The organism is Novosphingobium rhizovicinum (genome assembly GCF_040813635.1).
GTDB lineage: Bacteria > Pseudomonadota > Alphaproteobacteria > Sphingomonadales > Sphingomonadaceae > Novosphingobium > Novosphingobium rhizovicinum.
Genome location: NZ_JBFNXR010000021.1, coordinates 20,184 through 44,214, shown reverse-complemented (window position 1 = coordinate 44,214; position 24,031 = coordinate 20,184). Strand labels below are relative to the sequence as shown.

At 62.8% G+C, this 24,031-nt stretch carries 23 protein-coding genes; 14 read left to right on the top strand and 9 right to left on the bottom strand.

From position 1 onward, the window contains the following. Positions 1-146: 146 nt before the first annotated feature. Together ABUH87_RS04910 and ABUH87_RS04905 are read right to left on the bottom strand one after the other, a co-directional pair. Positions 147-581 carry a flagellar basal body protein gene (locus tag ABUH87_RS04910; protein ID WP_367770513.1) on the bottom strand — a complete coding sequence of 145 codons (435 nt, stop codon included), beginning with the start codon at positions 579-581 and terminating at the stop codon, positions 147-149. 21 nt (positions 582-602) lie between these two features. Further along, positions 603-3,260, bottom strand: coding sequence for an NHL repeat-containing protein (locus ABUH87_RS04905; RefSeq protein WP_367770506.1), 2,658 nt, complete (start codon positions 3,258-3,260; stop codon positions 603-605). Positions 3,261-3,348: 88 nt separating this feature from the next. On the opposite strand from ABUH87_RS04905, the gene ABUH87_RS04900 reads away from it, so the two are divergent. The 8 genes from ABUH87_RS04900 (at position 3,349) to ABUH87_RS04865 (ending at position 12,777) form a co-directional block, all read left to right on the top strand. After that, positions 3,349-4,380, top strand: a complete 1,032-nt coding sequence (locus ABUH87_RS04900) for a flagellar motor switch protein FliG (protein WP_367770503.1) — start codon at positions 3,349-3,351, stop codon at positions 4,378-4,380. Positions 4,381-4,423: 43 nt separating this feature from the next. Beyond that, positions 4,424-5,083, top strand: coding sequence for a FliH/SctL family protein (locus tag ABUH87_RS04895; RefSeq protein ID WP_367770500.1), 660 nt, complete (start codon positions 4,424-4,426; stop codon positions 5,081-5,083). Positions 5,084-5,196: 113 nt separating this feature from the next. After that, the gene (gene fliF / locus ABUH87_RS04890) at positions 5,197-6,795 is read left to right on the top strand and encodes a flagellar basal-body MS-ring/collar protein FliF (RefSeq protein WP_367770497.1); all 1,599 of its coding nucleotides are present in this window, start codon (positions 5,197-5,199) and stop codon (positions 6,793-6,795) included. 11 nt (positions 6,796-6,806) lie between these two features. Continuing rightward, positions 6,807-7,178, top strand: coding sequence for a flagellar motor switch protein FliN (fliN, locus tag ABUH87_RS04885; protein WP_367770494.1), 372 nt, complete (start codon positions 6,807-6,809; stop codon positions 7,176-7,178). Then, the gene (locus ABUH87_RS04880) at positions 7,178-8,530 is read left to right on the top strand and encodes a sigma-54-dependent transcriptional regulator (RefSeq protein WP_367770492.1); all 1,353 of its coding nucleotides are present in this window, start codon (positions 7,178-7,180) and stop codon (positions 8,528-8,530) included. Before fliN ends, ABUH87_RS04880 begins: the two co-directional genes overlap by 1 nt. An 8-nt stretch (positions 8,531-8,538) precedes the next feature. Further along, a complete protein-coding gene (flhA, locus tag ABUH87_RS04875; RefSeq protein ID WP_367770489.1) occupies positions 8,539-10,617 on the top strand; it encodes a flagellar biosynthesis protein FlhA in 2,079 nt (692 codons plus the stop codon). A 64-nt stretch (positions 10,618-10,681) separates the two neighbouring features. After that, complete coding sequence (locus ABUH87_RS04870; RefSeq protein ID WP_367770486.1) at positions 10,682-12,094, top strand: flagellar hook-length control protein FliK; 1,413 nt, start codon at positions 10,682-10,684, stop codon at positions 12,092-12,094. Between the two features lie 11 nt (positions 12,095-12,105). After that, positions 12,106-12,777 (top strand): flagellar hook assembly protein FlgD, encoded by a 672-nt coding sequence (locus tag ABUH87_RS04865; protein WP_367770483.1) that lies wholly within the window; start codon positions 12,106-12,108, stop codon positions 12,775-12,777. 267 nt (positions 12,778-13,044) lie between these two features. Here the strand turns inward: ABUH87_RS04865 and ABUH87_RS04860 are convergent, their stop codons facing one another. Beyond that, positions 13,045-13,449, bottom strand: coding sequence for a hypothetical protein (locus tag ABUH87_RS04860; protein WP_367770480.1), 405 nt, complete (start codon positions 13,447-13,449; stop codon positions 13,045-13,047). Between the two features lie 185 nt (positions 13,450-13,634). Beyond that, positions 13,635-14,453: a flagellin gene (locus ABUH87_RS04855; RefSeq protein ID WP_367770477.1), complete on the bottom strand. Its 819-nt coding sequence runs from the start codon at positions 14,451-14,453 to the stop codon at positions 13,635-13,637. A gap of 321 nt (positions 14,454-14,774) precedes the next feature. On the opposite strand from ABUH87_RS04855, the gene ABUH87_RS04850 reads away from it, so the two are divergent. Both ABUH87_RS04850 and ABUH87_RS04845 read left to right on the top strand, forming a co-directional pair. Next, positions 14,775-17,204 carry an HAD family hydrolase gene (locus tag ABUH87_RS04850; RefSeq protein ID WP_367770474.1) on the top strand — a complete coding sequence of 810 codons (2,430 nt, stop codon included), beginning with the start codon at positions 14,775-14,777 and terminating at the stop codon, positions 17,202-17,204. Continuing rightward, a complete protein-coding gene (locus ABUH87_RS04845) occupies positions 17,204-18,031 on the top strand; it encodes a class I SAM-dependent methyltransferase (protein ID WP_367770471.1) in 828 nt (275 codons plus the stop codon). The genes ABUH87_RS04850 and ABUH87_RS04845 overlap by 1 nt, the downstream gene beginning before the upstream one ends. Before the next feature lie 113 nt (positions 18,032-18,144). Here ABUH87_RS04845 and flgH read toward each other — a convergent pair whose 3' ends face one another. Genes flgH through ABUH87_RS04825 form a run of 4 tightly spaced genes read right to left on the bottom strand, consistent with a single transcriptional unit; the run spans position 18,145 to position 20,941 of the window. Beyond that, a complete protein-coding gene (flgH, locus tag ABUH87_RS04840; protein ID WP_367772104.1) occupies positions 18,145-18,912 on the bottom strand; it encodes a flagellar basal body L-ring protein FlgH in 768 nt (255 codons plus the stop codon). A gap of 37 nt (positions 18,913-18,949) precedes the next feature. Further along, positions 18,950-19,384, bottom strand: a complete 435-nt coding sequence (gene flgA / locus ABUH87_RS04835) for a flagellar basal body P-ring formation chaperone FlgA (RefSeq protein ID WP_367770468.1) — start codon at positions 19,382-19,384, stop codon at positions 18,950-18,952. Continuing rightward, complete coding sequence (gene flgG / locus ABUH87_RS04830; RefSeq protein WP_367770465.1) at positions 19,384-20,169, bottom strand: flagellar basal-body rod protein FlgG; 786 nt, start codon at positions 20,167-20,169, stop codon at positions 19,384-19,386. The genes flgA and flgG overlap by 1 nt, the downstream gene beginning before the upstream one ends. Before the next feature lie 28 nt (positions 20,170-20,197). Next, complete coding sequence (locus ABUH87_RS04825; RefSeq protein ID WP_367770462.1) at positions 20,198-20,941, bottom strand: flagellar hook-basal body complex protein; 744 nt, start codon at positions 20,939-20,941, stop codon at positions 20,198-20,200. A gap of 136 nt (positions 20,942-21,077) precedes the next feature. Here ABUH87_RS04825 and ABUH87_RS04820 point away from each other — a divergent pair, with 136 nt between their 5' ends. Genes ABUH87_RS04820 through ABUH87_RS04805 form a run of 4 tightly spaced genes read left to right on the top strand, consistent with a single transcriptional unit; the run spans position 21,078 to position 23,507 of the window. Then, positions 21,078-21,596, top strand: coding sequence for a flagellar basal body-associated FliL family protein (locus tag ABUH87_RS04820; RefSeq protein ID WP_367770459.1), 519 nt, complete (start codon positions 21,078-21,080; stop codon positions 21,594-21,596). Continuing rightward, complete coding sequence (gene fliM, locus ABUH87_RS04815; RefSeq protein ID WP_367770456.1) at positions 21,593-22,597, top strand: flagellar motor switch protein FliM; 1,005 nt, start codon at positions 21,593-21,595, stop codon at positions 22,595-22,597. The genes ABUH87_RS04820 and fliM overlap by 4 nt, the downstream gene beginning before the upstream one ends. Before the next feature lie 5 nt (positions 22,598-22,602). Next, a complete protein-coding gene (locus ABUH87_RS04810; RefSeq protein ID WP_367770452.1) occupies positions 22,603-22,980 on the top strand; it encodes a DUF6468 domain-containing protein in 378 nt (125 codons plus the stop codon). Continuing rightward, positions 22,977-23,507 carry a MotE family protein gene (locus ABUH87_RS04805; RefSeq protein ID WP_367770449.1) on the top strand — a complete coding sequence of 177 codons (531 nt, stop codon included), beginning with the start codon at positions 22,977-22,979 and terminating at the stop codon, positions 23,505-23,507. Before ABUH87_RS04810 ends, ABUH87_RS04805 begins: the two co-directional genes overlap by 4 nt. Before the next feature lie 65 nt (positions 23,508-23,572). Here ABUH87_RS04805 and ABUH87_RS04800 read toward each other — a convergent pair whose 3' ends face one another. Next, positions 23,573-23,986: a hypothetical protein gene (locus ABUH87_RS04800; protein ID WP_367770445.1), complete on the bottom strand. Its 414-nt coding sequence runs from the start codon at positions 23,984-23,986 to the stop codon at positions 23,573-23,575. Positions 23,987-24,031 lie beyond the last annotated feature (45 nt).

Genomic DNA, 24,031 nt, shown 5'->3' with positions numbered 1-24,031 from the left:
GGCGGGCTTTCTCGTGTGGAGGGGCGAGCGCGTGAAATCGTAAACAACGACGCTCGCACATCACGCAGGCAATGAAAGAGGCGAAGAGTCCAGTTTGACTCTCCGCCTCCATCACTCCTTGACCGGATTGGGACTGGTGGTGTGCCTCATCCGCCGCCACGGCTGCCGACGGCCGTGCGCAGCAAGCCCATCTGCTTGCGGTAAAGACCCGAGAGTGCGGTGAAGTCCGCCTGAATCTCGCCCATGCGCAGAAGCTGGTCTTCCAGCGTGACGTTGTTGCCGTCCGGCTTTGTCTCGGACACGTTGCGGTCGTAGATCATGCCCGCGCCGCTTCCCGCAGATGCACCCAGCGCGGTCATGCCGCTGGTGAGTTGCACCCGTGGACGTGCGATGCGGGGAGCGCCACCGTTGCCTCCCGCAGCTTCGACCAGACCGGAAAAGTCCTTGGGCTCCAAGTCGCGCGCGCGGTAGCCCGGCGTGTCGCTGTTGGCGATGTTCTGTGCGACCACGCGCTGGCGATCCGAAAGATGGCGCATCGCCATCGCAACGCCTTGCAGGATCGGCGGAGTGCTACCGCTCATAAGTTCGTGTTCCTGTGCAGGTTAGAAGGTTGAGCCGCTAAGGCGGTCTAGCGCGGCCTGATAGCGGGCGGCCTGTGCGGCCTGATAGGCCGAGACCTTTCCGCCTTTGCGGCCAGAGTTGTTGACGATCGCTTCTTTGCCGGCATCCCAGTAGAGCGAGCGATAGGCTGTCTGCGTCATGGAGATGGCCGAGGTGATCCGGTCGAGTGCCGCGGCTGCATTTTCGACAGTGGTCAACCCCAACGCATGAGTCAGGCCAAGCCCATAGTTGCCGCCTGGGCGCACGCGCGGAGCGTCGTCCGGCACGGGAGCGGCGGCGGATATGCGGACAGGTTCGATCCCGAGCTTCGCCAGCGCGTCTTTTCCGGAAGCGCCAGCAATCAGCTCGATCTCCTGGCCAGGCTTCGCCTCGATGCGCAGGGTTCGATTGCCCTTGCCGTCGAGAGGCGTCGTGACGAGCGCGTTTCGGCCTGTGAGCGTACTCACTTTCTTGGACAAAGTGGCGAGCGTTTCGTCGGCATCGATCACGATGCGGCGCACAGTTCCGTCATTCACGCGGATCTGGAACTCATCTCCGGCTCGAACGCTGGTATGGGTCGTCAGCTTTACCGACACGTCGGGATTGATGTTACCCCGGTTCAGGCCAAGTGCGCCAAGGGCGCTGTCGCCTCCTTTAGAAGCCGCAACATAGACGGGGTCGGTTCTCAGGGTCGGCTGTCCGAACTGCGTGATGTTGTCGACAGTGCCGGTTGCAGCATCGATCCGTGCGATGAAGCCGTCCACCGTTCCAGAGCGCGTACCCTCCAGATCGCCGGTCGTCCTTCCGCCCACGTACAGGGCGCCGTCCATGAAGCTCAGGCTGTCGACCTGATCGATGCCGGGGGTGGCAATCTGGGTGAAACTGGCACCGGTCAGAGCGGAATCGATCCGCGCGACGAAGCCGTCGCCTGCGCTCGTGCCGCCGATCGCGATCTGGCCGTCGGCTGCGACTGCAATTACGCGGGCATCGCGTGCACCAAGGTCGATCGTACCCGCCTCTGCAGTGAGCGAACCGGCAGAGATCTTTCGAAGCATCGCTGTGCCGCCTTCGCTGGTCAACGCGAGCAGATCTCCGTCCGCGCCGATTGCGAGCGCTTTGACGGCATCACTGCCGCCGCTGTCAATGGTCCTGCGTTCCTGTACCTGTCCGGTGCCGTTCAGTCTTGCGATAAAGGCGTCACCCCCGCCGGATGCGCTTTTCCCCGCGACATAGATGTTGCCATCGTTGCCCACGGCGACTGCGTTCGCAGTGTCTGCGCCAAAGGCGCGCACCACTGTGGCAAACTGTTCATCTCCGTTGGCGCTGAAGCGGGCGACGACCATGTCGCCGTCGGTTGTGGCGCCCTTGAAGTCACCCGTTACAGTTCCGGCGACCACGATATCGCCATTCGCGGCAACGGTGACCGCAGCCCCCTTTGCCGTGGCGGCGGTCCCGAGCGTCTGCTGCCATACGACCTTGCCCTCGCTATCGAGCTTGGTCAGGAACAAGTCCGAAGTGCTGCCCAGGCGGTTTGCGCCAAGATCCCCTTCGGTGGTGCCCACGACATAGGAGTAGCCTTGCGCATCGGTCGCGATGGCGCTGGTCGTGGTCGGCGCCCAGACGTTCTCCGCCGGATCCTTCTCAGTCTCGTTGAGCTTGGCTGCTTCAGTCGCAAGCCGGTCCAGCGACTGGATCATGTTCAGCGTGCTGATCTCCAGCGCCCCGGCTGGATCGTCGAACCGCATGATCTTGGTGGCCGAAGGAGAGCCGGTGGCTGTCTGCCCGCTCGCTACCACCAAGGCATCACGCGCGTTGGTCTGCTCGATGGAAACGCGTTCATAAGCAGGTGTCTGAAGCTTCAGCCCCCAGCTTCCGGTTTCCTTTGTTACCTCGAACTGTGTGGACCAGCGTGGCACCGGATTGCCGTCGGCATTCGTAACGACATTGCCTTGCGTGTCGCGCATCGGCACCGCTGCGATAGCTGCGTTCAGAGCTTCTGCCACCGAGTCCAGCGTGGGCGGCTGGGGCGTGCCGGCAAGGTCCACCGTCACGGTGTTGTTCATCGTCCCCCGGCTGAGCTGGATCGTGAACGTCTCCGTTCCGGTCAGACCCGGTACCGGGGTGTCGCGCGCTTCCAGAATGCCCTTCGCCACCGTGGTGCTGGCGGCGGTGCTGGGTACGGCGATGCCTTCCACGCGGCGGGCAGGTTGCCCGAAGGCCAACTGCAACAGGTCGTTGGGTGCCTTGCCGAGGAACGTCTGCAAGTCGGTCAGCCCCTTGGAGAAGGTGGCATCCAATGCGTTCCGTTCGAGGGTGGAGGTCGTTTTCGATGCCGCCGTTTCGGCGAGCATGCGCAGGCGGTCCAGCGCCTTGTATGCGGTAAAGGTGGTCTGCACGTCCGGTATCGTCGTACCTGCGCGTGACGGTTGGTCCACCAGCGAACGCAGGCGCTTGATGGCAGCGACTTGCGAGGACACTGGCGTAGGGGACGCTTCTTGTTTCCATGGCGGGCTGGTGACCGGAGTCTTGAACTGCGCCTTCGCAATACGGGCGGCGCGCGTCTCGATGCCAAGGTCGGCGCCGTAGCCCAGCGTCGAGAACGCATTGCTGCCGGACAGCAGGGACAGGCCAGCCAGGCTGTTCGACAAGTTGATACTCATTCGCCCGCCACTCCGTTGTCTTTTCCTATAATAGATGAAACCCGCCGATTGCGGGCGCTGCACACCAGTTTCGTCATAGGGAATCTCAATGAGCACCATCCTTGCGGCCGAGCCCCCCGAGCTGAAGAAGTTCAACGGGCTGCAAAAAGCCGCTGCTCTGCTTCTTGTGCTCGGGAAAGAGCACGGCGCACCTATCTGGGCGCAGCTTTCGGTCGAAGAGGTTAAGGAACTCTCTTCGGCCATGTCGCAGTTGGGCCGCCTTCCGGCCAGCGTCGTGGAACACCTGCTGGTGCAGTTCACCAGCGAGGTCTCCAGCATGGCCTCGCTGCACGGCTCCTATGAAACGACGGAGCGCCTGCTCGCCGGCATCATGCCGAACGACAAGGTGCGCGAGATCATGGAAGACATCCGTGGCCCGTCAGGCCGCACGATGTGGGACAAGCTGTCAAACGTCAGTGAGACCGTTCTGGCCGCTTACCTCAAGAACGAATACCCTCAGACTGTGGCCGTCATCCTGAGCAAGCTGAAGCCGGACCATGCTGCGCGCGTTCTGGCTGAGCTTCCGCAGGATATCGGCGTGGATGTGATCACGCGCATGCTGCGCATGGAGACCGTCCAGAAGGAGGTCATCCAGGAAGTCGAGCAGACTCTGAAGTCCGAGTTCATGACAAACCTCTCACGCGCGCAGAGGCGTGACCCGCACGAGAGCATGGCGGAGGTCTTCAACGCCATGGACCGCTCGACCGAAGAATCGATGCTCACCGCACTGGACGCCAAGGTGCCGGAATCGGCCGAGCGCATCCGCGCGCTGATGTTCACCTTCGAGGACCTGATGAACCTGCTGCCGGCCGCGATCGCCACGATCGTCAAGAATGCCGACAAGCGCCAGATGGCACTCGCGCTGAAGGGCGCTCCGGAAGAGATGCGCGGCATCTTCTTCGCGAGCATGACCGAGCGTGCGGCGAAGCTCATGCGCGAGGATATGGCCGGTATGGGTCCGGTGCGTGCACGCGACTGCGAAGAGGCGCAAAGCGGTCTGGTCCGTCTTGCCAAAACCCTTGCGGATGCCGGCGAAATCGTGCTGGTCGATCCCAAGAACGACGAAGCGGTCATCATCTGATCGCGTCCCCGCCTTATTCTGATTTTCCGGCAGGAGCATAGCCTTGGTCAGCAACGCCCAGGTCAAGCCTTTCCCGTTCGCGCGGATCTTTTCCGAGCCCCTTGTCGAGGCCGTGACGGTAGACGAACAGGCCCTCAACGCCCGCATCGCGGCGCTGGAGGCGGACTGCGCGCGACTGAGGGCGGAGCATGAGGCTGCTCTTGCGGTGGCTCGGGCTGAGGCATTCCAGCAGGGTCTCGATCATGCCAGGGGTGAGCGCGAAACGGCCTTGCTGGCCGCCGTGGATGCACTCCAGGCCTCTGTCGAAGCGATGGAAGAAGGGTTGGGCGAGGTCGAGGTGCGCCTTGCGGGCGAGGCCGGAGAACTGGCCCTTGCCGCCGCGGACCTGCTTGCCGCTCGCGCTCTCGAGCAGGACCCTACTGCGGCAATAGACGAAGCGATCGGGCGTGCCCTGGGGCAAGTGCAGCGGGGGCAATCCATACGCATCCGCGTGCACCCGGATCTCGTTGCAGACCTAGAGCGGCTCGTTACCGAACGTCAGGCCAATGAGCGCCGACGTCTGTCGCTGATCGTCTTCGGGGATGACAAGCTGTCGCTCGGCGATGCATCCCTGCAGTGGGATCAGGGCGGCTTGCGCCTTGATGCCGATGCGCGGCGCCGCGCCATTCGCGCCGAGCTGGAAGGCATTCTCGCGCCCGCGTAAACACCGCTTTTTCCGGCTCGACCGGCAAAAAGTTCCGCCCGGAAAAAGTTGCCGCCCATTTCCTCCTATAATGTGGCTGTAGGGCGTCAGGCCCGCCAGTCACGGGGCTGAAATTGAACGGTTTGCGGGAATTCGTCGACAAGATTGGTAAGCGCCGTCTTGCAATAATGGGCGGTGTAGCCGCCGCTTTGCTGGTCGGGCTTGCCTATCTGGGCCTGCGTGCGGGTGCGCCGCAGATGGCTTATCTGTACACGGATCTCGATCCGTCTTCCGCTCAGACGATTGTCGAGCGGCTTCAGGCCGAAAACGTCCCCTTTCAGCTCTCGGCTGACGGTACGGCGGTGATGGCACCGCAGGACCGCCTTGCGGAACTGCGCATGGGGATGGCAACCGAGCGGCTGGGCGGCAAGATCGGCTATGCCGTTCTCGATGAGGAGGAGCCCTTCGGCGTCTCTTCGTCGCGCGCCAAGCTGAATGAGACGCGCGCTGTAGAGGGCGAGCTTTCGCAGTCGATCCAAAGCCTGGAAAACGTGGTCAACGCACGCGTGCACATCGTGATGCCCGAGCGCGCGATCTTCGCCACCGAGCCGCGCCGCGCTACCGCTGCCGTGACTGTGAAAACCCGCGGCCGTCTCTCCGGAGAGTCCGTCCAGGCGATCCGCTACCTTGTGTCTTCCTCCGTTCCCGAACTCTCGCCCGAGAGCGTCTCGATCATCGACCAGACGGGCGCACTGCTTGCCCGTGCCGGCGAAGCGGGCGCTGTGAGCGGCGGCGACGCGGATGAGCGCCAGCAGGCCGTAGAGGCGAAGCTGCGCCAGGAAGTCGAGCAACTGCTCGAACCGATCGTGGGCGCTGGCAAGGTGCGGGCGGAAGTCGCAGCGACCATCGACCGCGATCAGACTCGCGAGGAGGCCAGCGTCGTCGACCCTGACCGCCAGGCTATCGCCCGTCAGGTCACGGTTGAATCGAACAATGCCAGCAACGAGAACCAGGCTGGCGCAGAGGCGGCGACTGTCGCCGAGCAGTTGCCGGATGCCGAAGCTGCTCCGCCTGCCGCTGGCGGCGACACGCGGCGCTCGCAAAGCAATGAGACATCCGAGGACACAACCTTCGAAAACACTCGGACCAACACGGTAAGAGTGCGCGCACCCGGTGCTGTGACGCGTCTGACGGTCGCAGTCATGGTAGATGGTGGTGAGGGCGGCCTGTCCCAGCCACAGCTCCAGCGGCTCCAGCGCCTGGTGGAGAACGCGGTCGGCTTCGACGCGGAGCGTGGCGACAGTGTCGTGGTGGAATCGATGCCCTTCTCGGCCATGGACGCTGCGGCAGCCGAACAAGGCTTCTTCTCCGACTTGCCCACGGATCAGATATTCAGCGTGGTGAAGCTGCTGATCCTGGCTGCGGTTGCTCTGTTCGCAGTGCGGATGCTGCGGCCCCGCTACGAGCGACGGATGGCGGACGGTGAAGGTGCGCAGGCGGTTCTTACGGGACCCGGTGAAGGGCAGCTCGCAATGGCCATCGATGGCGAGAACCCGGATGGCTCGATGGCTCTCCCCTCGCCGGAAGGAACGGGAAGTATGCTGGAGCAGGAAGTCGCCCTCGCGGAGGTCGACGGCCGGGTGAAGCTCTCCGCCATCAAGCGGATCGGTGATGCAGTAACGGCGAGCCCTGCTGAGGCTGCCTCGGTAATCCGCCAGTGGATGGCCGCGTAGTGGAGTTTGCAATGACCAACGAAACCAACACTCAGGATGTGATCCCCTCCACCTTCGAAGCTCCGCTTGAGGACTTCGACGATGCGCTGCTGCCGGGTGGCACTGATACGACTGCCGTCGTGAGCCAACCCGTAAACGATGCGGACGAGATGGAAGCCATCTTCGACGTCCCCGTCAAAGTGAAGGCAGTCCTCGGCGGTGCCCGCGTTCAGATCGGCGAACTGATCCAGATGCGCTGCGGCAGCGTGGTCGAGCTGGACCGCCGTGTGGGCGAGCCAGTCGACGTGTTCGTCAACGACCGGTTTATCGCCCGCGGCGAGCTGGTCCTGATCGATGGCTCTCTCGGTGTTACGCTCACCGAGATCGTGAAGCAGGACGGCTGATGTTCGCCCGCTCGTCCAACCTGATCCGCCTGACTCTCGTCGGAACACCCCAGGGCGAGTTCCGGCTGGCCGCCGAGATGGCGCGCGAAGCCGGGGCCCAGGTCGTCATGACCGATAGCTTGCAGGCTGCGCTGGAAGCATTGCGCCGGCATGCGGGCGACCTTGTTATGGTCGATGTAACCCTTGATGCGCCCGACTTCCTCAGGAGGCTGCGTGCGGAGCGGATCGGTGTGCCGGTCCTTGCATGCGGCATCCATGCGCCCGCGGAGCGCGCTGTTGCGGCCATCCGTGCCGGTGCGCTGGACTACATTCCGCTTCCTCCCGATCGTGAGCTGATCGCAGCTGCCATTCTGAATCTGGGCCATCGGGTCTCTTCGCCGGTGGGCGAGGATCCGGTGCTGAAGCATGCCATGAGCTATGCGCAGGCGGTCGCTCCGTCCGATGCGCCCGTCCTGATCGCGGGTGAGGCGGGCACGGGCAAGGAGGTCATGGCGCGCATGATCCACGAAGTGTCGGGACGATGTGAGCGTTTCGTGGTCGTCGAGTGCGCAGGCGTGGCAGCGGAGGTCATCGAGTCCGAGCTGTTCGGCCACGACGCCGGAGCGTTCGTCACTGCCGTTGCGCCCCGTGTGGGGCGGCTGGAAGAAGCGGGGGAAGGCACCGTCTTCCTGCGCGAGATCGGGGCTCTGCCTGCCGTCACGCAGGCGCGGCTGGTCGGCATACTTCAGGACGGCATCATTCGCGGTCGGCCCGGAGGCGGAACCGCCCCGCTGCGCGCGCGGATCATCGCAAGCTCCAGTCGAGACTTGTCTGCCCAGGTCGCTGCCGGAACGTTCCGGGCCGACTTGCTGGCGCGTCTCGGATTGCTCCGCATCGAGCTTCCGCCTCTCCGCGCGCGTGGAGATGACATCGCTATGCTCGCCGTGCACTTTGCAGAGTGTCTTGCCGGTGCCAACGGCCTGGAGCCGCGGCCGCTGAGCGCAGAAGCGCTGGAGCGACTGAAGTGCCATGACTGGCCCGGTAACGTTCGCGAGCTTGAGGACGTCATCCACCGTGCAATCCTTCTGGCCCGAGGGCCGGTGATCGAGAGCGACGCTCTGGTCCTGAGCGATGGCTTGCAGATCCGTCCGGCTGAGGGCGCAGGCGAGACGGGCAGCGCCGAACTCGAGATCGGATCCCTCGTCGGTCGCAGTGTGGCGGACGTCGAGCGCGAGCTGATCCTTCAGACGTTGAAGCGCTGCGGCGGCAATCGCACGACGGCTTCCACCATTCTTGGCATTTCCGTCCGCACGATGCGCAACAAGCTCAAGAGCTTCATCGAAGCGGGCATCACCATCGCTCCGGCAGCCTGAGAACGTCCATGAACAAGTTCGTCGAACTCACCCAGCGCCTTGGCGCAAACCGGGACATGGCGCTGGCTGGCGGCGTCATCGCGATTATCGCGATGCTGATCATGCCGATGCCGGGCTGGTTGCTCGATATGGGCCTTGCCTTGTCGATCACCCTTTCCGTGATGATCCTGATGACGGCGCTCTTCATCGAGAAGCCCTTGGACCTCTCGGCGTTTCCGACAATCCTGCTGATTTCAACGATGCTTCGGCTGGGCCTGAACCTGGCTTCGACACGGCTGATCCTGGGCCATGGGCATGAGGGCGTCGACGCGGCCGGCGGCGTGATCGCAGCCTTCGGTGAGTTCCTGATTGGCGGCGAGGTGGTGATCGGCCTTACGATCTTCATCATCCTGATGGTGATCAACTTCGTCGTGATCACCAAGGGCGCGGGCCGCATCGCCGAAGTTGCGGCGCGCTTCAGCCTGGATTCCATGCCCGGCAAGCAGATGGCGATCGACGCAGACCTCAATGCGGGCATGATCGACGAGGCGAGCGCGCGTGCCCGTCGCTCCGAGATCGAGGCCGAGAGCGGCTTCTACGGCGCCATGGACGGTGCTTCCAAGTTCGTGAAGGGCGACGCAGTCGCCGGCCTGCTGATCACCGGCATCAACGTGTTCGTCGGCCTGATCGTTGGCGTGGTCATCCACGGTCTTGCGCTGGGTGAGGCATTTCACACCTACACCATCCTGACCGTCGGCGACGGACTCGTCAGCCAGATTCCGGCTCTGATCGTGTCGACAGCGGCAGGCTTGCTCGTTTCGAAGGGTGGTGTTGTCGGCAAGACCGGTGCGGCGCTCTCGCAGCAGTTGGGGCGCTACCCCAAGGCATTTGGAATGGTGTCGTTCCTGATGGGTGCGCTGGCGCTCATGCCGGGGCTGCCGTTCATCCCCTTCGCCGCCTTCGCCGGACTGAGCGGCTGGCTGGCATGGAGCCTGAGCAAGAAGGCCGAAGAAGCGGTCGCTCGCGAGCGCTTCCTTGAGGCGCAGGAGGAATCCAAGGCTGCCGAAAGCGAGGAGCCGGTATCCCGCACCATTGCCCTCGACGCGATCCGCATCGAGATCGGCTATGGCCTTCTGCCGATCATCAACGAGTCCCGCGCCGAGCCACGCCTGGATGATCAGGTCCGTGCCCTGCGCCGCCAGATGGCGACCGAGTATGGCTTCGTGCTGCCTTCGGTCCGCATCATCGACAACATGGCGCTCAAAGCCAACGAGTACGTGGTCTTTATCAAGGAGACCGAAGTGGCGCGTGGCGAACTGCGCCTGGACAAGCTGATGGTCATCAATCCTTCGGACGGTCCGACGAGCCTGCCGGGCGAGAACACCCGCGAGCCGGTGTTCGGCCTTCCGGCTCTGTGGATTGACCGCGATCTTCGCGAGGAAGCAGGTCTGCGCGGCGTAACGGTCGTCGATTGCGGCACCATCATCGCGACCCACCTCACCGAATTGGTGAAGGACAACATCGCGGACATGGTCTCGTACATGGAAGTCCAAAAGCTGCTTAACGAAGTCCACAAGGATGCCGAAAAGCTGGTGGCAGACATCATCCCGTCGAAGATCTCGATCTCGGGCGTGCAGCGGGTCCTTCAGAACCTGCTGAGCGAGGGCGTGTCCATCCGCGACATTCCGACGATCCTGGAAGGCATAGCCGAAGCCGTGGCGATGACCTCAAACATCGTCCAGATCACCGAGCACGTGCGCGGGCGGCTTGCCCGGCAGATCTCGGCCCAGCAAAGCCATGAAGGCGCGATACCGATCGTCACCTTGTCCCCGGAATGGGATCAGGCCTTTGCGGAAAGCATCGTCGGTATCGGAGACGAACGTCAGCTGGCGATGGCCCCATCGACGCTACAGTCCTTTATCGCCGCGGTGCGTGACACCTACGACCGCCTGGCAGCTTCCGGTGAGATACCCTGCATTCTGACGAACCCGATGATCCGTCCGTTCGTCCGCTCGATTGTCGAGAGGGTCCGGCCTGCGACGGTCGTCTTGTCCCAGAACGAAATTCACACGCGCGCGCGGGTTCGGGCCATCGGAATGGTCGGCTGAGCCGCTGTCGCCGGAAATCGTCCTATAATGATCATCGGCGATGCGTTCGCTTGAAGGGGTCTGAATGGAAATTGCAGCAACCGTCACGCCTGCGCTTGGCGCCTCCAGCACTGGAGCCGCTGCAAGCGCTGGAAGCAGCGGCTTCGCAGAGCTTCTCGGCCAGGTAGGCAATGGCGCCGCCCAAGGGGGGGCTCTGGATCCATCAGCGGCCACGAGGGTACCGTTCGCCGGGCCAGGCTTGTCTTTGCAAGCGCCTGCGCAGGCGGACGGGGCAGGTACGCCGGTCAACATGAAGATGCAGCTTCTGACGGGCGCCGCGGCCGTGCCGGGTACGCCAGCAGAAGCCGGGGCATCCGCACTTGCTGAACTGCCCGACGGCTCACCGGAAGCACCGGCTTTGGCGACCGCTGCTCTTGCGCTCGGTCAGGATGAGGCGAAGCCGGAAGGTGCGGTAAAATCCGCCGCCAAGTCCGCGCCTGAGCCCACTCAGCCGAAGGGTGAGAAAGACGCGCTGACTGCTCCGGTGCTCTCGCAGCAGCAGGGCCCGTTGGTAGAAGCTGCGCCTGCAGTTTCGGTCGAGATGGTCGCGGAAGCTTTCCCAAATGCTGCTCCAGCCTCCGTCGAACCGGAAGAATCTGAACCCGCTCCGGACGGAACAAGCGCCGCAGCCAAGGATGCGCTCTGGTCCCAGGTCGCACCGTCTCCTCAAACCGTACAATCTGCAGCAGTGGGGAAGGCGATCCAGCCGGCATCTAAGGAACTGGACCTGCCGGTGGCAAACGGATTGCAGGCCGAAGCGCCATCCGGTGAATCCGGTTCAGGTGTAGCCGCGAATTCAGACGCCGCGCCAGAACCAGCCTCAGAGGGCTTCGCGCGCATGGTTACCAGCGCCGCTCCCGAACGCATCCAGCAGCAGCCGGCCAGCGCTACGCCAGCTTCGCTGCCGGCGGGTACTCCTGCGCCGCAGGCCGCCGCGCAACCCCTGCCTGCGCCGCAGCAGCAGCCCGTCTACCTTCATGCGGCAACGCAAAGTCACCCAACCGTGTCCTTCCGTGACGACAAGGTCGCGCGTGAGATGGGCCTGGAGATCGCGCGGCGGGTCTCTGCAGGTGGAGACGAACTGGTCATCCGCCTTGACCCGGCAGAGCTAGGGCGCATCAACATCCGCATGACCGTGAACGAGCACGGCCACTTGCGCGCGGTCGTGGCCGCAGACACGCCAAGCGTGCTTGACGCCATCCGGAATGATATTTCCGATCTGAACCGCGCCCTCGAGCAGGCGGGCGTCCGTACGGATGGACAAAGTTTCCGTTTCGATCGTGGCGGTAGCGGTGACTCCGGCAGTCAGTGGCAGCAACGCTATCAACAGCAGCAGTCCGGCAACCGCGACAACGAGCACACTGGCCTGGCGACCGCAGAGGACCCAGCCTCCTATCGACCCATGGCCACTAATGGCCGCATCAACATGATGGCTTAAGGATCTCTCCCATGACGAGCGTAACCAACGCGACCCAGCAGTCCAGTGTGGCCGCCCAAACCGGGCAGGCCGCTGCCAGCATGACCGGTGCGGACTTCAACATGTTCCTGAAGTTGCTAACGACGCAGATGCAGAATCAGGACCCGCTCGATCCGATGGACACGTCGGAATACACGCAGCAGCTTGTCCAGTATTCGCAGGTCGAGCAGTCGATGCAGCAGACGGGCGTCCTGCGCGATATCCTCTCGCGCCTCTCCGCCGCAGACATGGCGCAGGCGTCGGGCTTTATCGGACGTGAAGCCGAGTTCGACACGAATGTCGCGGGGCTTGGCGCGAATGGCGCTGAGTGGACCTACAGCCTGCCGCGTGAAGCAGCCTCGCTCACCGCTACAGTCAAGGATGCCAGCGGTCGTACCGTTGCGTCCAAGGTTCTCGACGCAAGCACCGAAGGGCGCTTTACCTGGGATGGGGCCCTTGCCGATGGAAGCACCGCTCCCGCCGGGGAATATGCACTGACGCTTCAGGCGCTGGACGCCAGCGGCAATGCCATCACTCCCACAATCCGCAGCATCGGCAAGGTGGACAGCGTCACCTCGGCTTCCGGAAACGTGATGCTGGGCGTGAACGGGATCGAACTCCCCTCGGGCACGCTGGTCAGCGTAGCCCAGCGCGCGGGGGCCTGAGCCGCCCCTAAGACCCCGTCCGCTGGAGACAGCGACGGGGGCAATCCGATAAACTCGTCGACAGTGTCAGTGGCGGCAGCCCGGTTGTTCCGGTCTGCCGCTTCTTTTTTGTCGAGCGGTAATGGTATGCTTCTCGACCCCGCTGCGTCAGACCAAGAGGGGAAAGCGTGCGCTTAGAGCGCTCTCGAGATGCCGCTGGCGCTCAACGGTTCGGGAAAAAAAGCAGCGACGGAAATCTGGAGCGTCTCCGCTCGATGTGGAAACGCTCTAGTGGACGCGAACGGGCACGTTCCAGCCCAGATCGCGCGTATGGGCAACGACCAGGCAAAGTTCAGCGTAAAGCTTGTCCCAGTAGCGCGCCGGAACCTGGAAGGGGTCTGCACGCAGTCCCTGTGTCACTTCGATGAGCGGCAACGGCGCCACCACCAGATGGAAGCGGCGGGGAAGTCCGCGCTGGCTATCCTCGTCGGGAAGGCCGTGTGGCAGCGCCAGGCGTGCCGACATGATAAAGCTGCCAAGGAGTTCGGCGCCAAGAGGGTCGAGTACGACCTGAGGCACGTCGGGACGGTCCGGCAGCTCAAGCGTGATCAGCGCGCCGCCTTGATCGACTATGACGCTGACCCGGAGGCGATCTCCGTTCTCGTCGACGATTTCGCGGATTCTGGGGAACACAAAGCCTCGCCGATTTTCCTGAGATTATTATAGAGCGGGCACGACCTCTCAAGCAGCGGTTCGCCGCATGGAAAGACCGTATCGTTCCGAAACGGACATGGTGTGTGGGGCGCGCTCAAAGAAATGGGGCCGGAGTATCTCCACTCCGGCCCCAAATCTCAGACTATCACGTCCGCTTTCCGTTCTTAACGGAAGAGCGACTGGATCGACTGCGGCGCCTGGTTGGCGATCGACAGAGCCTGAAGGCCGAGCTGCTGCTTGACCTGCAGAGCCTGCAGTCGGGCCGATTCCTTCGCCAGGTCAGCATCGACGAGGTTGCCGATGCCGCCTTCAATCACGTCAGACAGCTTGCTGGTGAAGCTGATCTGGCCGTCGATCTTGCGCGAAGCCGAGCCCAGCGTGCTGAGCTTGGTGTTGACCGCCTTGGACTGTGTCTCCAAGGTGGTGACCATCGTCTTCGCCGTGGCGGCGTCGGTGAAGGTCGTGCCGAGAGCCGTCACGACAGCACCGAAGTCCTGGTTGGCGACCGTCAGCGCAGCAGCGGTGGTGTCGGTTGACTGCAGAGCCGCGACCGTACCGCCCGAAGCCTTCAGCAGGTTGGTGCCGTTGAACTCAGAGGAGTCGATGATCGTGTTGATCTGCTCCTTGAGTGCGTCGAAGTCCTTGCCGATGGCAGTGCGGCTGTCGGCATCGAGGCCGGCATCCGAAGCTTCAAGCGCCTTGGCCTTCATCTGGTTCATGATGTCGGAGATCTGCTCCGCACCGGTCACCGCAACGTCAACCGTGCTCTTCGCCCGTGCGAGCGAGGAGTTGACCGCCTTCAGACCACCCATGTCGCCGCGAAGGGTCTGAGCGATGGTGAAGGATGCCGAGTCGTCCTTGGTCGACGCAACCGACAGGCCGGTGTTGATGCGGCTCTGGACGGTATCGAGACCCTTGTTGGTCGCATTGAGGCTCTGGAGAGCCGCCATTGCGCCAATGTTGGTGTTGACGGAAAAGCCCATGGTAGTTTCCTCTTCTGTGAGCGAAGCCGATTCTGCGGCTCGGGCCAGAATTCGCTGACCGCGACGGCCAAACAGGAACGTTGGTCGCACTTCCATTCTAGGAAGAGCGGGACCGTAGCGGTCTCATGCGCTCACATTTTCATGGTTACTTCGTCATTAACTCTGCAAGTGGCTGGAAACTGGCGTGGTTCTTTTTGATCCGGTGTCCTGCATGGTGCTGGAGACATCGTTCCCGTTGACGCCGCCGCGTCGGTAATCGTCCTATAATGAGGCATGTCCGCGCGCTCTCACGCGCGCCTTGCGAACGAGGCTTGCCGCCGCATGATGAACACGAAGATACTGCCGCACCAACTGGCGATGGCGCTGGAGGATGCACCACAGGACCTCAAGATCCTCACGCTGGATTGCTTCGACACTCTCATCTGGCGCAATGTTCACGCGCCTGCGCACGTCTTTGGCGACCTGGGTGAGAATGGCCCAACCCCGCAACAGCGCATCTGGGCCGAGACGCACGCGCGTAGCCGCGCAGCCTTGAAAGAGGGGCGCAACGAAGTTCTCATCGAGCAGATCTACGGCGCGTTGCTGCCCGGTCATGAGGGCGAAGTGCATGCGCGTGGTGTGGCGGCCGAACTGGAAGCCGAGGCTCGCCACTGTTACGGTTTCGCGCCCACCGTCGCCCTCATGCGCGCTGCGAAGGCGCGGGGTCTCGAGATCGCGATTGTCAGCGACACGTATCTGAGCCGTGACCAGCTCCGCGCGCTGATTGCCAGCGCTGCAGGTGAAGACGTTGCTGGTCTGATCGATCATTTTTTCTGCTCTTCGGAGTACGGCGTTTCCAAAAGTGAAGGTCTCTTCAAGCACGTCCTGAAGAAAACTGGTGTGAGCCCTTCGCGAATTCTGCATATCGGTGACAATCCGAAGGCTGATCTAACTCCAGCGCAGGCGCTAGGGATCAATGCTATTCACCTGGTGCAGTTTTCGGAGACGGAGCAACAGCGCCTGCGGCTCGAGGCGTCGGTCGGTTCGATTATCAATGCAGGCGGAGCAAGGCAGGCGCCCTGTTTTCAGCTCCATCGTGCACCTCTCGCCCTGGCAGTGCCGACTCTGGAAGATCCCGCCGAGGCGCTTGGCTTAACGACTTTGGGGCCCGTGCTCCATGCATTTGCCACATGGGTTGCCGAAGAGGCTGAGGAGTTTGCGAAAGACGGCGGCAAGACGCACCTGCTGTTTCTGATGCGCGATGGGTATTTGCCCCAGTGCGTGTTTGAGGCCTTGGGCACAGGTCTCCCAACCCATGCCTTAGAAATCAGCCGTTTCACTGCGACTGCAGCCAGTTTTCAAGACGAAGCGACCATCTCTGAGCATCTTGAGATGGAACTCGAATGCACGGATATTGCGGCGATTGCCAAGCAACTGCTGTTCACGGAACAGGAGGCTAAGGCGATCATCCGCAAACTTCCTTCACGCGGGCGCTCGCAGGCGTTTGCCGCAGCAGTTCAGGCTCCGGTGAACCTGCGAAAGATCTTGGAGCGGTCGAAGGCTTTTGCAGAACGGCTGGCGCATTATGTCAAAGTCCAGGTCGCACCCGCCCCAGGCGACAAGCTCATGCTGGTCGATCTTGGCTATAACGGGACGGTTCAGGACAAGGCGGAGCCCGTTCTGCGCCAAGCGCTCGGTGTGGACGTGTCCGGTCGCTATCTGGTTTTGCGCGAGCAGAAGATGGGGCGCTTCGACAAGAAGGGCTTGATCGATGGCCGTCATTACGCGTCGACTGCGCTCGAGGCTTTCTGCGCCAATGTGGCCGTGATGGAGCAGCTTTGCACCGCAGCGCAGGGGTCCGTGGTCGACTATGACGCGCAAGGCCGTGCGATTCGTGCAGGAAACAGCATCAAGGCACGTCAGAGCGATGTACGCGAGGCCGTGCAGCAGGGCGCGGTTCGCTATGTCGCCGAGCGCGAAAAGGCTTTTGTGCGGCTGCCGTCATCTGACAGCGCGGAAACCCGGCGCCAGTCAGCAGCCGCCATTCTAGCGCGCCTGATGTTTCTGCCGCTCCCTTCCGAGCTCGCCGTCCTGGAGAGCTTCGAGCATGACGTGAACCTTGGCACGGACAGCACGGTGAAGCTGTTCGACACTGACATTGCCGCGCAGGGACTGAAGCGCAGGGGGCTCTTCTACATGAAGGGCGCCGAACGCATGTATCTTCCTGCCGAACTGCGCGGGCAGGGGCTCTCTGCGAGCCTGACCCTTTTTACACAGCACTGCTTCGGCCTGGATCTGAAGTACGTGGACTTCTGCGACCGTGCGATCGACTTGCCAATCATCGTAGCCGACGGCACCGATATTCTGACCGAAAAGGTCAAGGCGTATCCGACGCATGACGGCTACTTCATGGCGGCGATCCCGGTCGGCGAATGTCGCTTTGCCATCGGGGTGCAGTTTGGCCGCCTTTATGACTGGGTGCAGGTCGAGTCCGCCCAGTTCGTTCCGGTCAGCACGTTCCTCTCGGACAAGGCGGCAAGAGGTGACGAGCCGATTGATGCACTCCCGTCGCTTGAAGGCATGGAGCAGGTCGCGCCCCATCTCATGCGCTGCGAAGATCAGGCCGCCTTCATGATGGTGCCACCCCCTGTGCTTGCCAATAAGCAGGCGATGATGCTCACGGTCGTGTTCCGGCCGATCGCAGAGCGGCAGCCGAGCCCGGTGGCCGCATCCGCTTCACCACAAGTCGCACCAGGCGCAGGAGCCCGCTAATGGCCGATCTGCTTATTCATTCGATGTCGGAGTTTGCCGACATCATTGTTGACTGCCTCGATATCGCTGAGGCGAGCCGGATCGTGGAGATCGGTGCTGAATTCGGCGGCATGTCACAGGTGTTGGCAGATTTTGCAGGCCGCCACGGAGGCAAGCTCGTCAGCATCGATCCTGCGCCGAAGGCAGAGTTTCTGGACTGGGTACAGGGTTCCGCGCAGGTAGAGCACATACCGCTAAAAAGCCTGGAAGCGGTGCCGCACCTGTCGAATGTTCAGGCGTGGGTGATCGATGGCGATCACAACTACTACACCGTCTATCACGAGGTGAAGGCGATCGACGCCGTTTGCCGGCGCGACGGCATGCCTCTGCTCGCCTTCTTTCATGACGTCAGTTGGCCATGCGCTCGGCGCGACCAGTACTATGCACCACGCGAGATCCCGGTTGAGTGGCGGCATCCGTATGACTACGACGCGGGTGCGCACGTTGACTCCGAAGTGCTACTGCCCGGTCGCGGTTTTCGGGGCATGGGTCATTTTGCCTATGCAATTCGCTCGGGTGGGCCGCGCAATGGCGTGCTGACCGCGATTGAGGATGCCATTGGCGAGTTCCAGGGCGAAGGTCGTCAGCTCGCCTGGGCACACGTTCCTGCGGTTTTCGGCCTGGGTATTTTGTTCGACATGGATGCGCCTTGGGCTGCGCAGATCGCCGCGCGCGTTGCACCCTTGCACAACAACCCGCTGGTGCGGACTCTGGAGGAAAACCGGCTTCGCAATTACCTCAGGGTCATCGATCTGCAGGATGAACTTGCAGCGCTGCACAGCGTATAGCGAACTCCGCAACCGTCCGACTTCAAAAAGAAGGGCCCGTAGTCATCACGACCACGGGCCCTTCTTTTTGAAGTCGATAGCGCCCGACCTGTAAGATCGGGCGCTATCGACGATCAGAACGGGAATAAGGCGTCGTAGATCTGCTGCGCCCAGCGGGCCTGCTGCACGTCGGTCAGCTGACCACGACCACCATAGCTGATCCGTGCTTCTGCGATCTGGCTGTGACGGATCGAGTTGTCGCGGGCGATGTCCTGCGGGCGGATGATGCCCGAGACGATCAGCTCCCGAAGTTCGAAGTTCACCCGCATCTCCTGACGCCCGCGAATGACCAGATTGCCGTTCGGGAGCACGTCCGTGACCACGGCTGCCATCGTCATGTTGATGGTCTCGCTGCGTTCCGTCGAACCGGCGCCGCTCGTCTTGGAGGTGGAACCCGCGTCGACGAGCGAACTGGTGTCCGGATTGCCCGGCAGCAGCTTGCTGAGAGGGCGTTCCAGTCCAAGCAGCGACGCGATGCCGGCGTTCTCATTGCTGGAGCGGCTGCGGGAAGTCGTATTGTCCACGCTGGCCCGGTCCCGAACGTCGATGCGGATCGTCACGATGTCACCCGTGGCCGAAGCGCGCTGGTCGCGAAACAGTCCTCCTGCGCCCGCCCGGAAGAGAGAGGCCGAAGCCGCGAGTGGCTGCGGCTGCCCTACCGGCGCACGGGGGTCGAGAGGATCGACGATATCGGGCCGTGCAAGCGAGCGTTCTACGACTGCGGTCTGCACATCGGCCACTGGCGTGAACGTTGGCGCCTTGCCCACGTTGGAAAGGCGGCCAACGGCACCGCATCCGGTGACCAGGGGCGCGATCATCAGCAGCGAAACAAAGGACTTCATCTTCATGGATATGGCTCCCGGTCAGAGGCGGAGGGCGTCAGTGCGCAAAGGTGCGCACGGCGCCGGAGCCTTCGACTTCGGCATCGAGGGTCCGGTTTGTGGAATTGGCGACAACCCGCACGCGTTCACCCATCGCGCCATTGTCGAGCGAGCGGCCGGTGGTGCTGATGAGGAGCCCGCCGGAACGCACGTAGATCGTCACCGGCTCCCCACGACGAACAAGGCGTGGCGTCATCAGGTCGGTTGCGCGCACAATGCTGCCTGCGTTGAGGCGCCGTGTGGCCTCAAGGCCGTTCGCCGCTTTCGGGGCAACGGCGGCGCGCGCCTGCGAAGAGGGTAGAGCCTCGACAGTGAAGTCCTTGCTCGACACGATTTCACCCCGCTCCACGATACGGGCGAGCACGGGCGTCTCCACGGTGGCAGGCGCGGCCTGTGCGGCAAGCAGGGCGAGAATGGACCCCAGCATAGCCATCAGCGCATCTGGCTCGTGGTCGAGAGCATCTCGTCGACCGTCTTCACGACGCGGCTGTTCATTTCGTAGGCGCGCTGCGCGGTGATCAGGGCGGTGATCTCGGACACCGGATTGACGTTCGAAGCTTCCAGGAAGCCCTGACGAAGCGTGCCGAGACCGGGCTCTCCTGGCGCCGCGATGTTCGGCTGACCCGAAGCCGCGGTCTCTGCAAACAGGTTCCCGCCCAGCGCTTCCAGGCCGGCTTCGTTGACGAAGGTCGCGAGCTGGAGCTGACCGACTTCCTGCAACTGCGGATCGCCGTCCACCTTCACCTGTACCGCGCCACTTGCGGAGATCACAACGTCGACCGCTTCCTGCGGAATGACGATCCCCGGCTCAACGGGGTAACCGTCGGCTGTGACGAGTTCGCCCTGGTCGGAAACCTGGAAAGAACCGGCGCGGGTGTAATTGGTTGTGCCGTTCGGCATCAGAATCTGAAAGTAGCCCTGACCCTCGATAGCGACGTCGTAGCGGTTGTCGGTCTGCGTCAGCGCGCCTTGCGTGCCTATGCGGTAGACGCCGCCAGTGCGCACACCCGCACCGATCTGGATACCCGAAGGCGCACGCGCTTCCTGGCCGCCGGTGGTTGCGCCGGGGCGGGCGACCTGTTGATAGAGCAGGTCCTGGAACTCGGCACGCTGGCGCTTGTAAGCGGTCGTGTTCATGTTCGCGATGTTGTTCGAGATCACGTCGACATTGGTCTGCTGCGCGAGCATGCCGGTGGAGGCGATGGACAAGGAACGCATGAGTTTATCCTTCTAGAAAATGGGTGCGTCAGCCGATGCGGCTAAGACGTTCGATGGCGCGCTTACGCATTTCGTTGAGCGCCTCGGACATTCGCTGGCTGGTCTGATAGGAGCGCAGGATCTCGACCATGTTGGTCGTCTCGACGATTGGCTCGACGTTCGAACCTTCAAGGCCGCCGCTGCGCAGGCGGGCTTCGTTCGCCGCCAGAACGCGACCGCCTTCGCCGGCCATCATCCCGTCGCCGCGGGGGGAAACCATGGCCTCGTTGTCGAACACGGTGACGGAAAGTCGCCCCAGAGGCCCAGCAGCGCCGACGATGGACCCGTCTTCGCCAATCTTGAGGCCCGCTGTCTGGTCAGGAGGAACATTGATCGGCTGCCCATTCTCGTCGAGGATGCGCAGCCCCGCGGAGGTCGCAAGATCGCCGCTCTCCAGGACTTTGAGCGATCCGGCGCGCGTATAGGCGGTGCCGCCTCCCGGGGCCTCTACGGCAAGGTAGCCGGGGCCTTCGATCATGACGTCGAGAGCGTTGCCGGTCGTCTGGAACATCCCGGCGCGGGTGTCATGCACCGCACCATAGTCCAGCACGAAGGAGACGTTGCGAGCGGCGTCGACAGCATTCTCGGCGCCCTTCTCCACGAACTCGTGAAAGACGGGTTGTTCGCGCTTGAAGCCGGCGGTGCTCGTGTTCGCCATGTTGTTGGCGACCACGTCCATGCGGCGGCGCAGCGCCTGTTCATGGCTTAGAAGCACGAAGGAAGAGACGTCCATTCACTCGCTCCGAAAAATTCTCGCGAAAAGTGCACTAGGCAGAAATTGCCGCATGCCTGTTCTATAATAGGAGAAAACCAGGGCATCGGGCGTGACATCGCCGATTTTGGTCAGCCGCCGGTTACAAGGATTGAAAATGGCAGAAGTGCAGGAGCTCGATCCCGACGGAGCAGAGAGCAACGCCGGTGGGGAAAAGGCAGGGGCAAAGTCCGCCGGTTCCCGGAAGAAGCTCATCATCATCGGTGCAGTTGCGACGGTTCTTCTGCTCGGCGGCGGCGGCGGTGCTTACGCGCTGATGAGCGGCGGTGACGGTGCGAAAGAAGAAAGCCATGCCGCTGCAGGCGAGGGCGCCGACACTTTCATCGATATTCCTCCGATGACCGTGAACCTGCGCTCTGCTGACGGTACGCCCCGCTTCCTGCGCGTGCATCTTATGCTGGTCCCGGCCTCTGCCGATGATCAGGACGAGATCACGAAGAAGCTGCCGCTAGTCATCGACTCATACCAGCCGTTCCTTCGTGAACTGCGGCCGGAGGATCTTGCCGGTTCAGCAGCGGCCTTCCGCCTAAAGGAAGAGATGCTGATCCGTGCTAACCAGCAACTGGGCAGCGGCATTATCGCCGACGTTCTTATTCAGGACCTTGTTCAGCAATGAGCGACGATTGGGATTTCGACCTTCCTGATCCTAAACCGATGGTAATCGGAGAGGATCAGGAACTCGATCAGTTGGACATCGATGCGCTGTTCGGCGACGTCGGCACTCCTGCTCCTCAGAAGAGCGGTTTGCGCGCGGTCATCGAGTCGGACGTCATCAACCACGAGCGTCTGCCGATGCTCGAGGTGATCGGCGACCGCGTGATCCGCATGTTTGCAACCAACATGCGCAATCTCACGTCGGATGCGATCGACGTCAGCCTTGAGGCGACGACATCCGTTCGCTTCGGTGAGTTCATGAACCGGGTTCCCCTTCCGGCGATGTTCGGCGTCTTCCGGGTCGAGGAATGGGAGAACTACGGCATCGTCACCGTCGATTCCGCGCTGATCTATTCTGTCGTCGACGCCCTTCTTGGTGGACGCGGCAATGGCGGCCCGGGTCGTACCGACGGGCGCGGCTTCACCACCATCGAAAGCTCGCTTGTGTCACGGATGGTGGAACTGGCGCTCTCAGATCTTGCCGCGGCTTTCGAACCGATCGCACCCATCACGATCAAGCTTGAGCGGATCGAGACCAGCCCGCGTTTCGCGGCAATCGCGAGCCCGAGTAACATCACTGCTGTCTCCACTTTCCGGGTCGATATGGAAGGGCGAGGCGGCATGTTCAGCATCCTCCTGCCTTACGCCACGCTTGAGCCGGTGCGGAACAAGCTCCTCCAGCGCTTCATGGGCGAGAAGATGGGGCGTGACGCAATCTGGGAAGCGCACATGCGCAGCGAAATGCGCAAGACCGAGGTCACGCTCGATGCTGTTCTTGCAGAACGCACTTTCCCCTTGTCCGAGGTGCGTGGGTTGAGGGTGGGGCAGACGATCCCCCTCAACAAGCACCCGGACGACCCATTCGAGATACAATGCGGCGGAGTTCGCCTCGGCCGCGCCCAGCTTGGACAGCGTAATGAGAACATCGCTGTCCGCCTGGTCACCGACATCACCAAGGATTGAACGCCATGGGCTTCGCAAGTTTCGTGAACATCATCACGGTCATTTTCTGTCTTGCGGTGCTCGTCCAGAGCGTGCGCATGATGCGCAGTCTTGAGGCTGTAAAAGGGGCAGGCGCAGCGCTGCCGCAGCTGATCCAGGGGCTGGACACGGCGACCGGACGGGCGAGCAATGTGCTTGCCGAGCTCAAGGAGACGCTCCGCACAGATGCCTCGGCCAACGCGCGCATCCTGGCTCAGGCCGAGGAGATCCGCGACGAGCTGAGCGTGATGGTGGGGATCGCCAACGCCACGGCAGACCGCCTGCTTGAGGCGAGCACCAAGCGCGCGCCCGAAGAAGGCAAGGAAGGCGATGAGCTCCTCGAACTCGAGGAAGAACTCGCATGAAGCTGCGTCCCTCGCTCCTCATGCTGATGGCTGCTGCTGCTGGTGCTTCGGTGCTCGCAAACGGGGTCAGCGCCGCTGATCCGGCGCCCGCCGCACCAGAGACTCGCCTCGGAGCCTCCATCAAGCAGGACTTTGCGAAGCGAGATCAGGAAGCGGCTCGCCGTGCTCGCGCGCTTGAACTGCGCGAACAGGCTGCCCGCGCTGCCGAGCAGCGGTTGCAGGCCGGTGGCGCAATGCCGCAGCAGCGCGCCGGTGGTACCGAGATGCGCGATCCGAATGAGGAGCGCTTCTCAGAACTCGCACGTATTTATCAGGCGATGAAGCCTGCGCGTGCGGCGGTCGTGCTCGAGCAGTTGGAGATGGATGTTCAGGTCGAAGTTGCCCGCCGCATGCGCGAGCGTTCTACCGGGCAGATCCTTGCTGCCATGTCTCCCCAGCGCGCAGCTGCATTGACGATGGCGATGGCGCGCATGCCACAGCCGCAGCCCATTCTTGCCTCCGGCGCTGGCCAGCGGTCGAAACCCTAAAAAAGAACCCCGAGGTGCCATCGGCGCCTCAGGGTCCTTGTTTCTGCATGGCTGACTAAGTCCTGTCAGGCCGAGTGGGCTGCCACTTCGACTACGAGCGCCCGGGTCACTCCGGGCTCTTCGTGTTGCAGGGCTTCAGTCAGGTTCTTGCTCAGCATCTCGGCATCCACCGCGCGAAGCGGCGAGGCGTACAGCCTGGAGAACTCGAGCGCAGCGGCGAGCGACGCCGAGCGTAGGCGCGGAAGAGCCGCCGTCACGCGCTCCGCGGCGGCCTCATCGTCGGCCGCCAGCACCGTCTTCACCCGCAAGGAGCCTTCCAGGCGATCACCGTCGATGATCGGGATAGATATCTCCTGCATCGGCACCAGATGTGGTTCGATCGTGGCCGGATCGCCCTTCTCCGCACCTGCCGTCGCGGCGACCGTACCGGTCCCTGCCAACGTCAACGCGGCGCCCGCCATCGTGATCGCCCTGCGCATGCAACATTCCTCCTGTGGCGGGTTGCTTCGGCATGGCGCCGACCC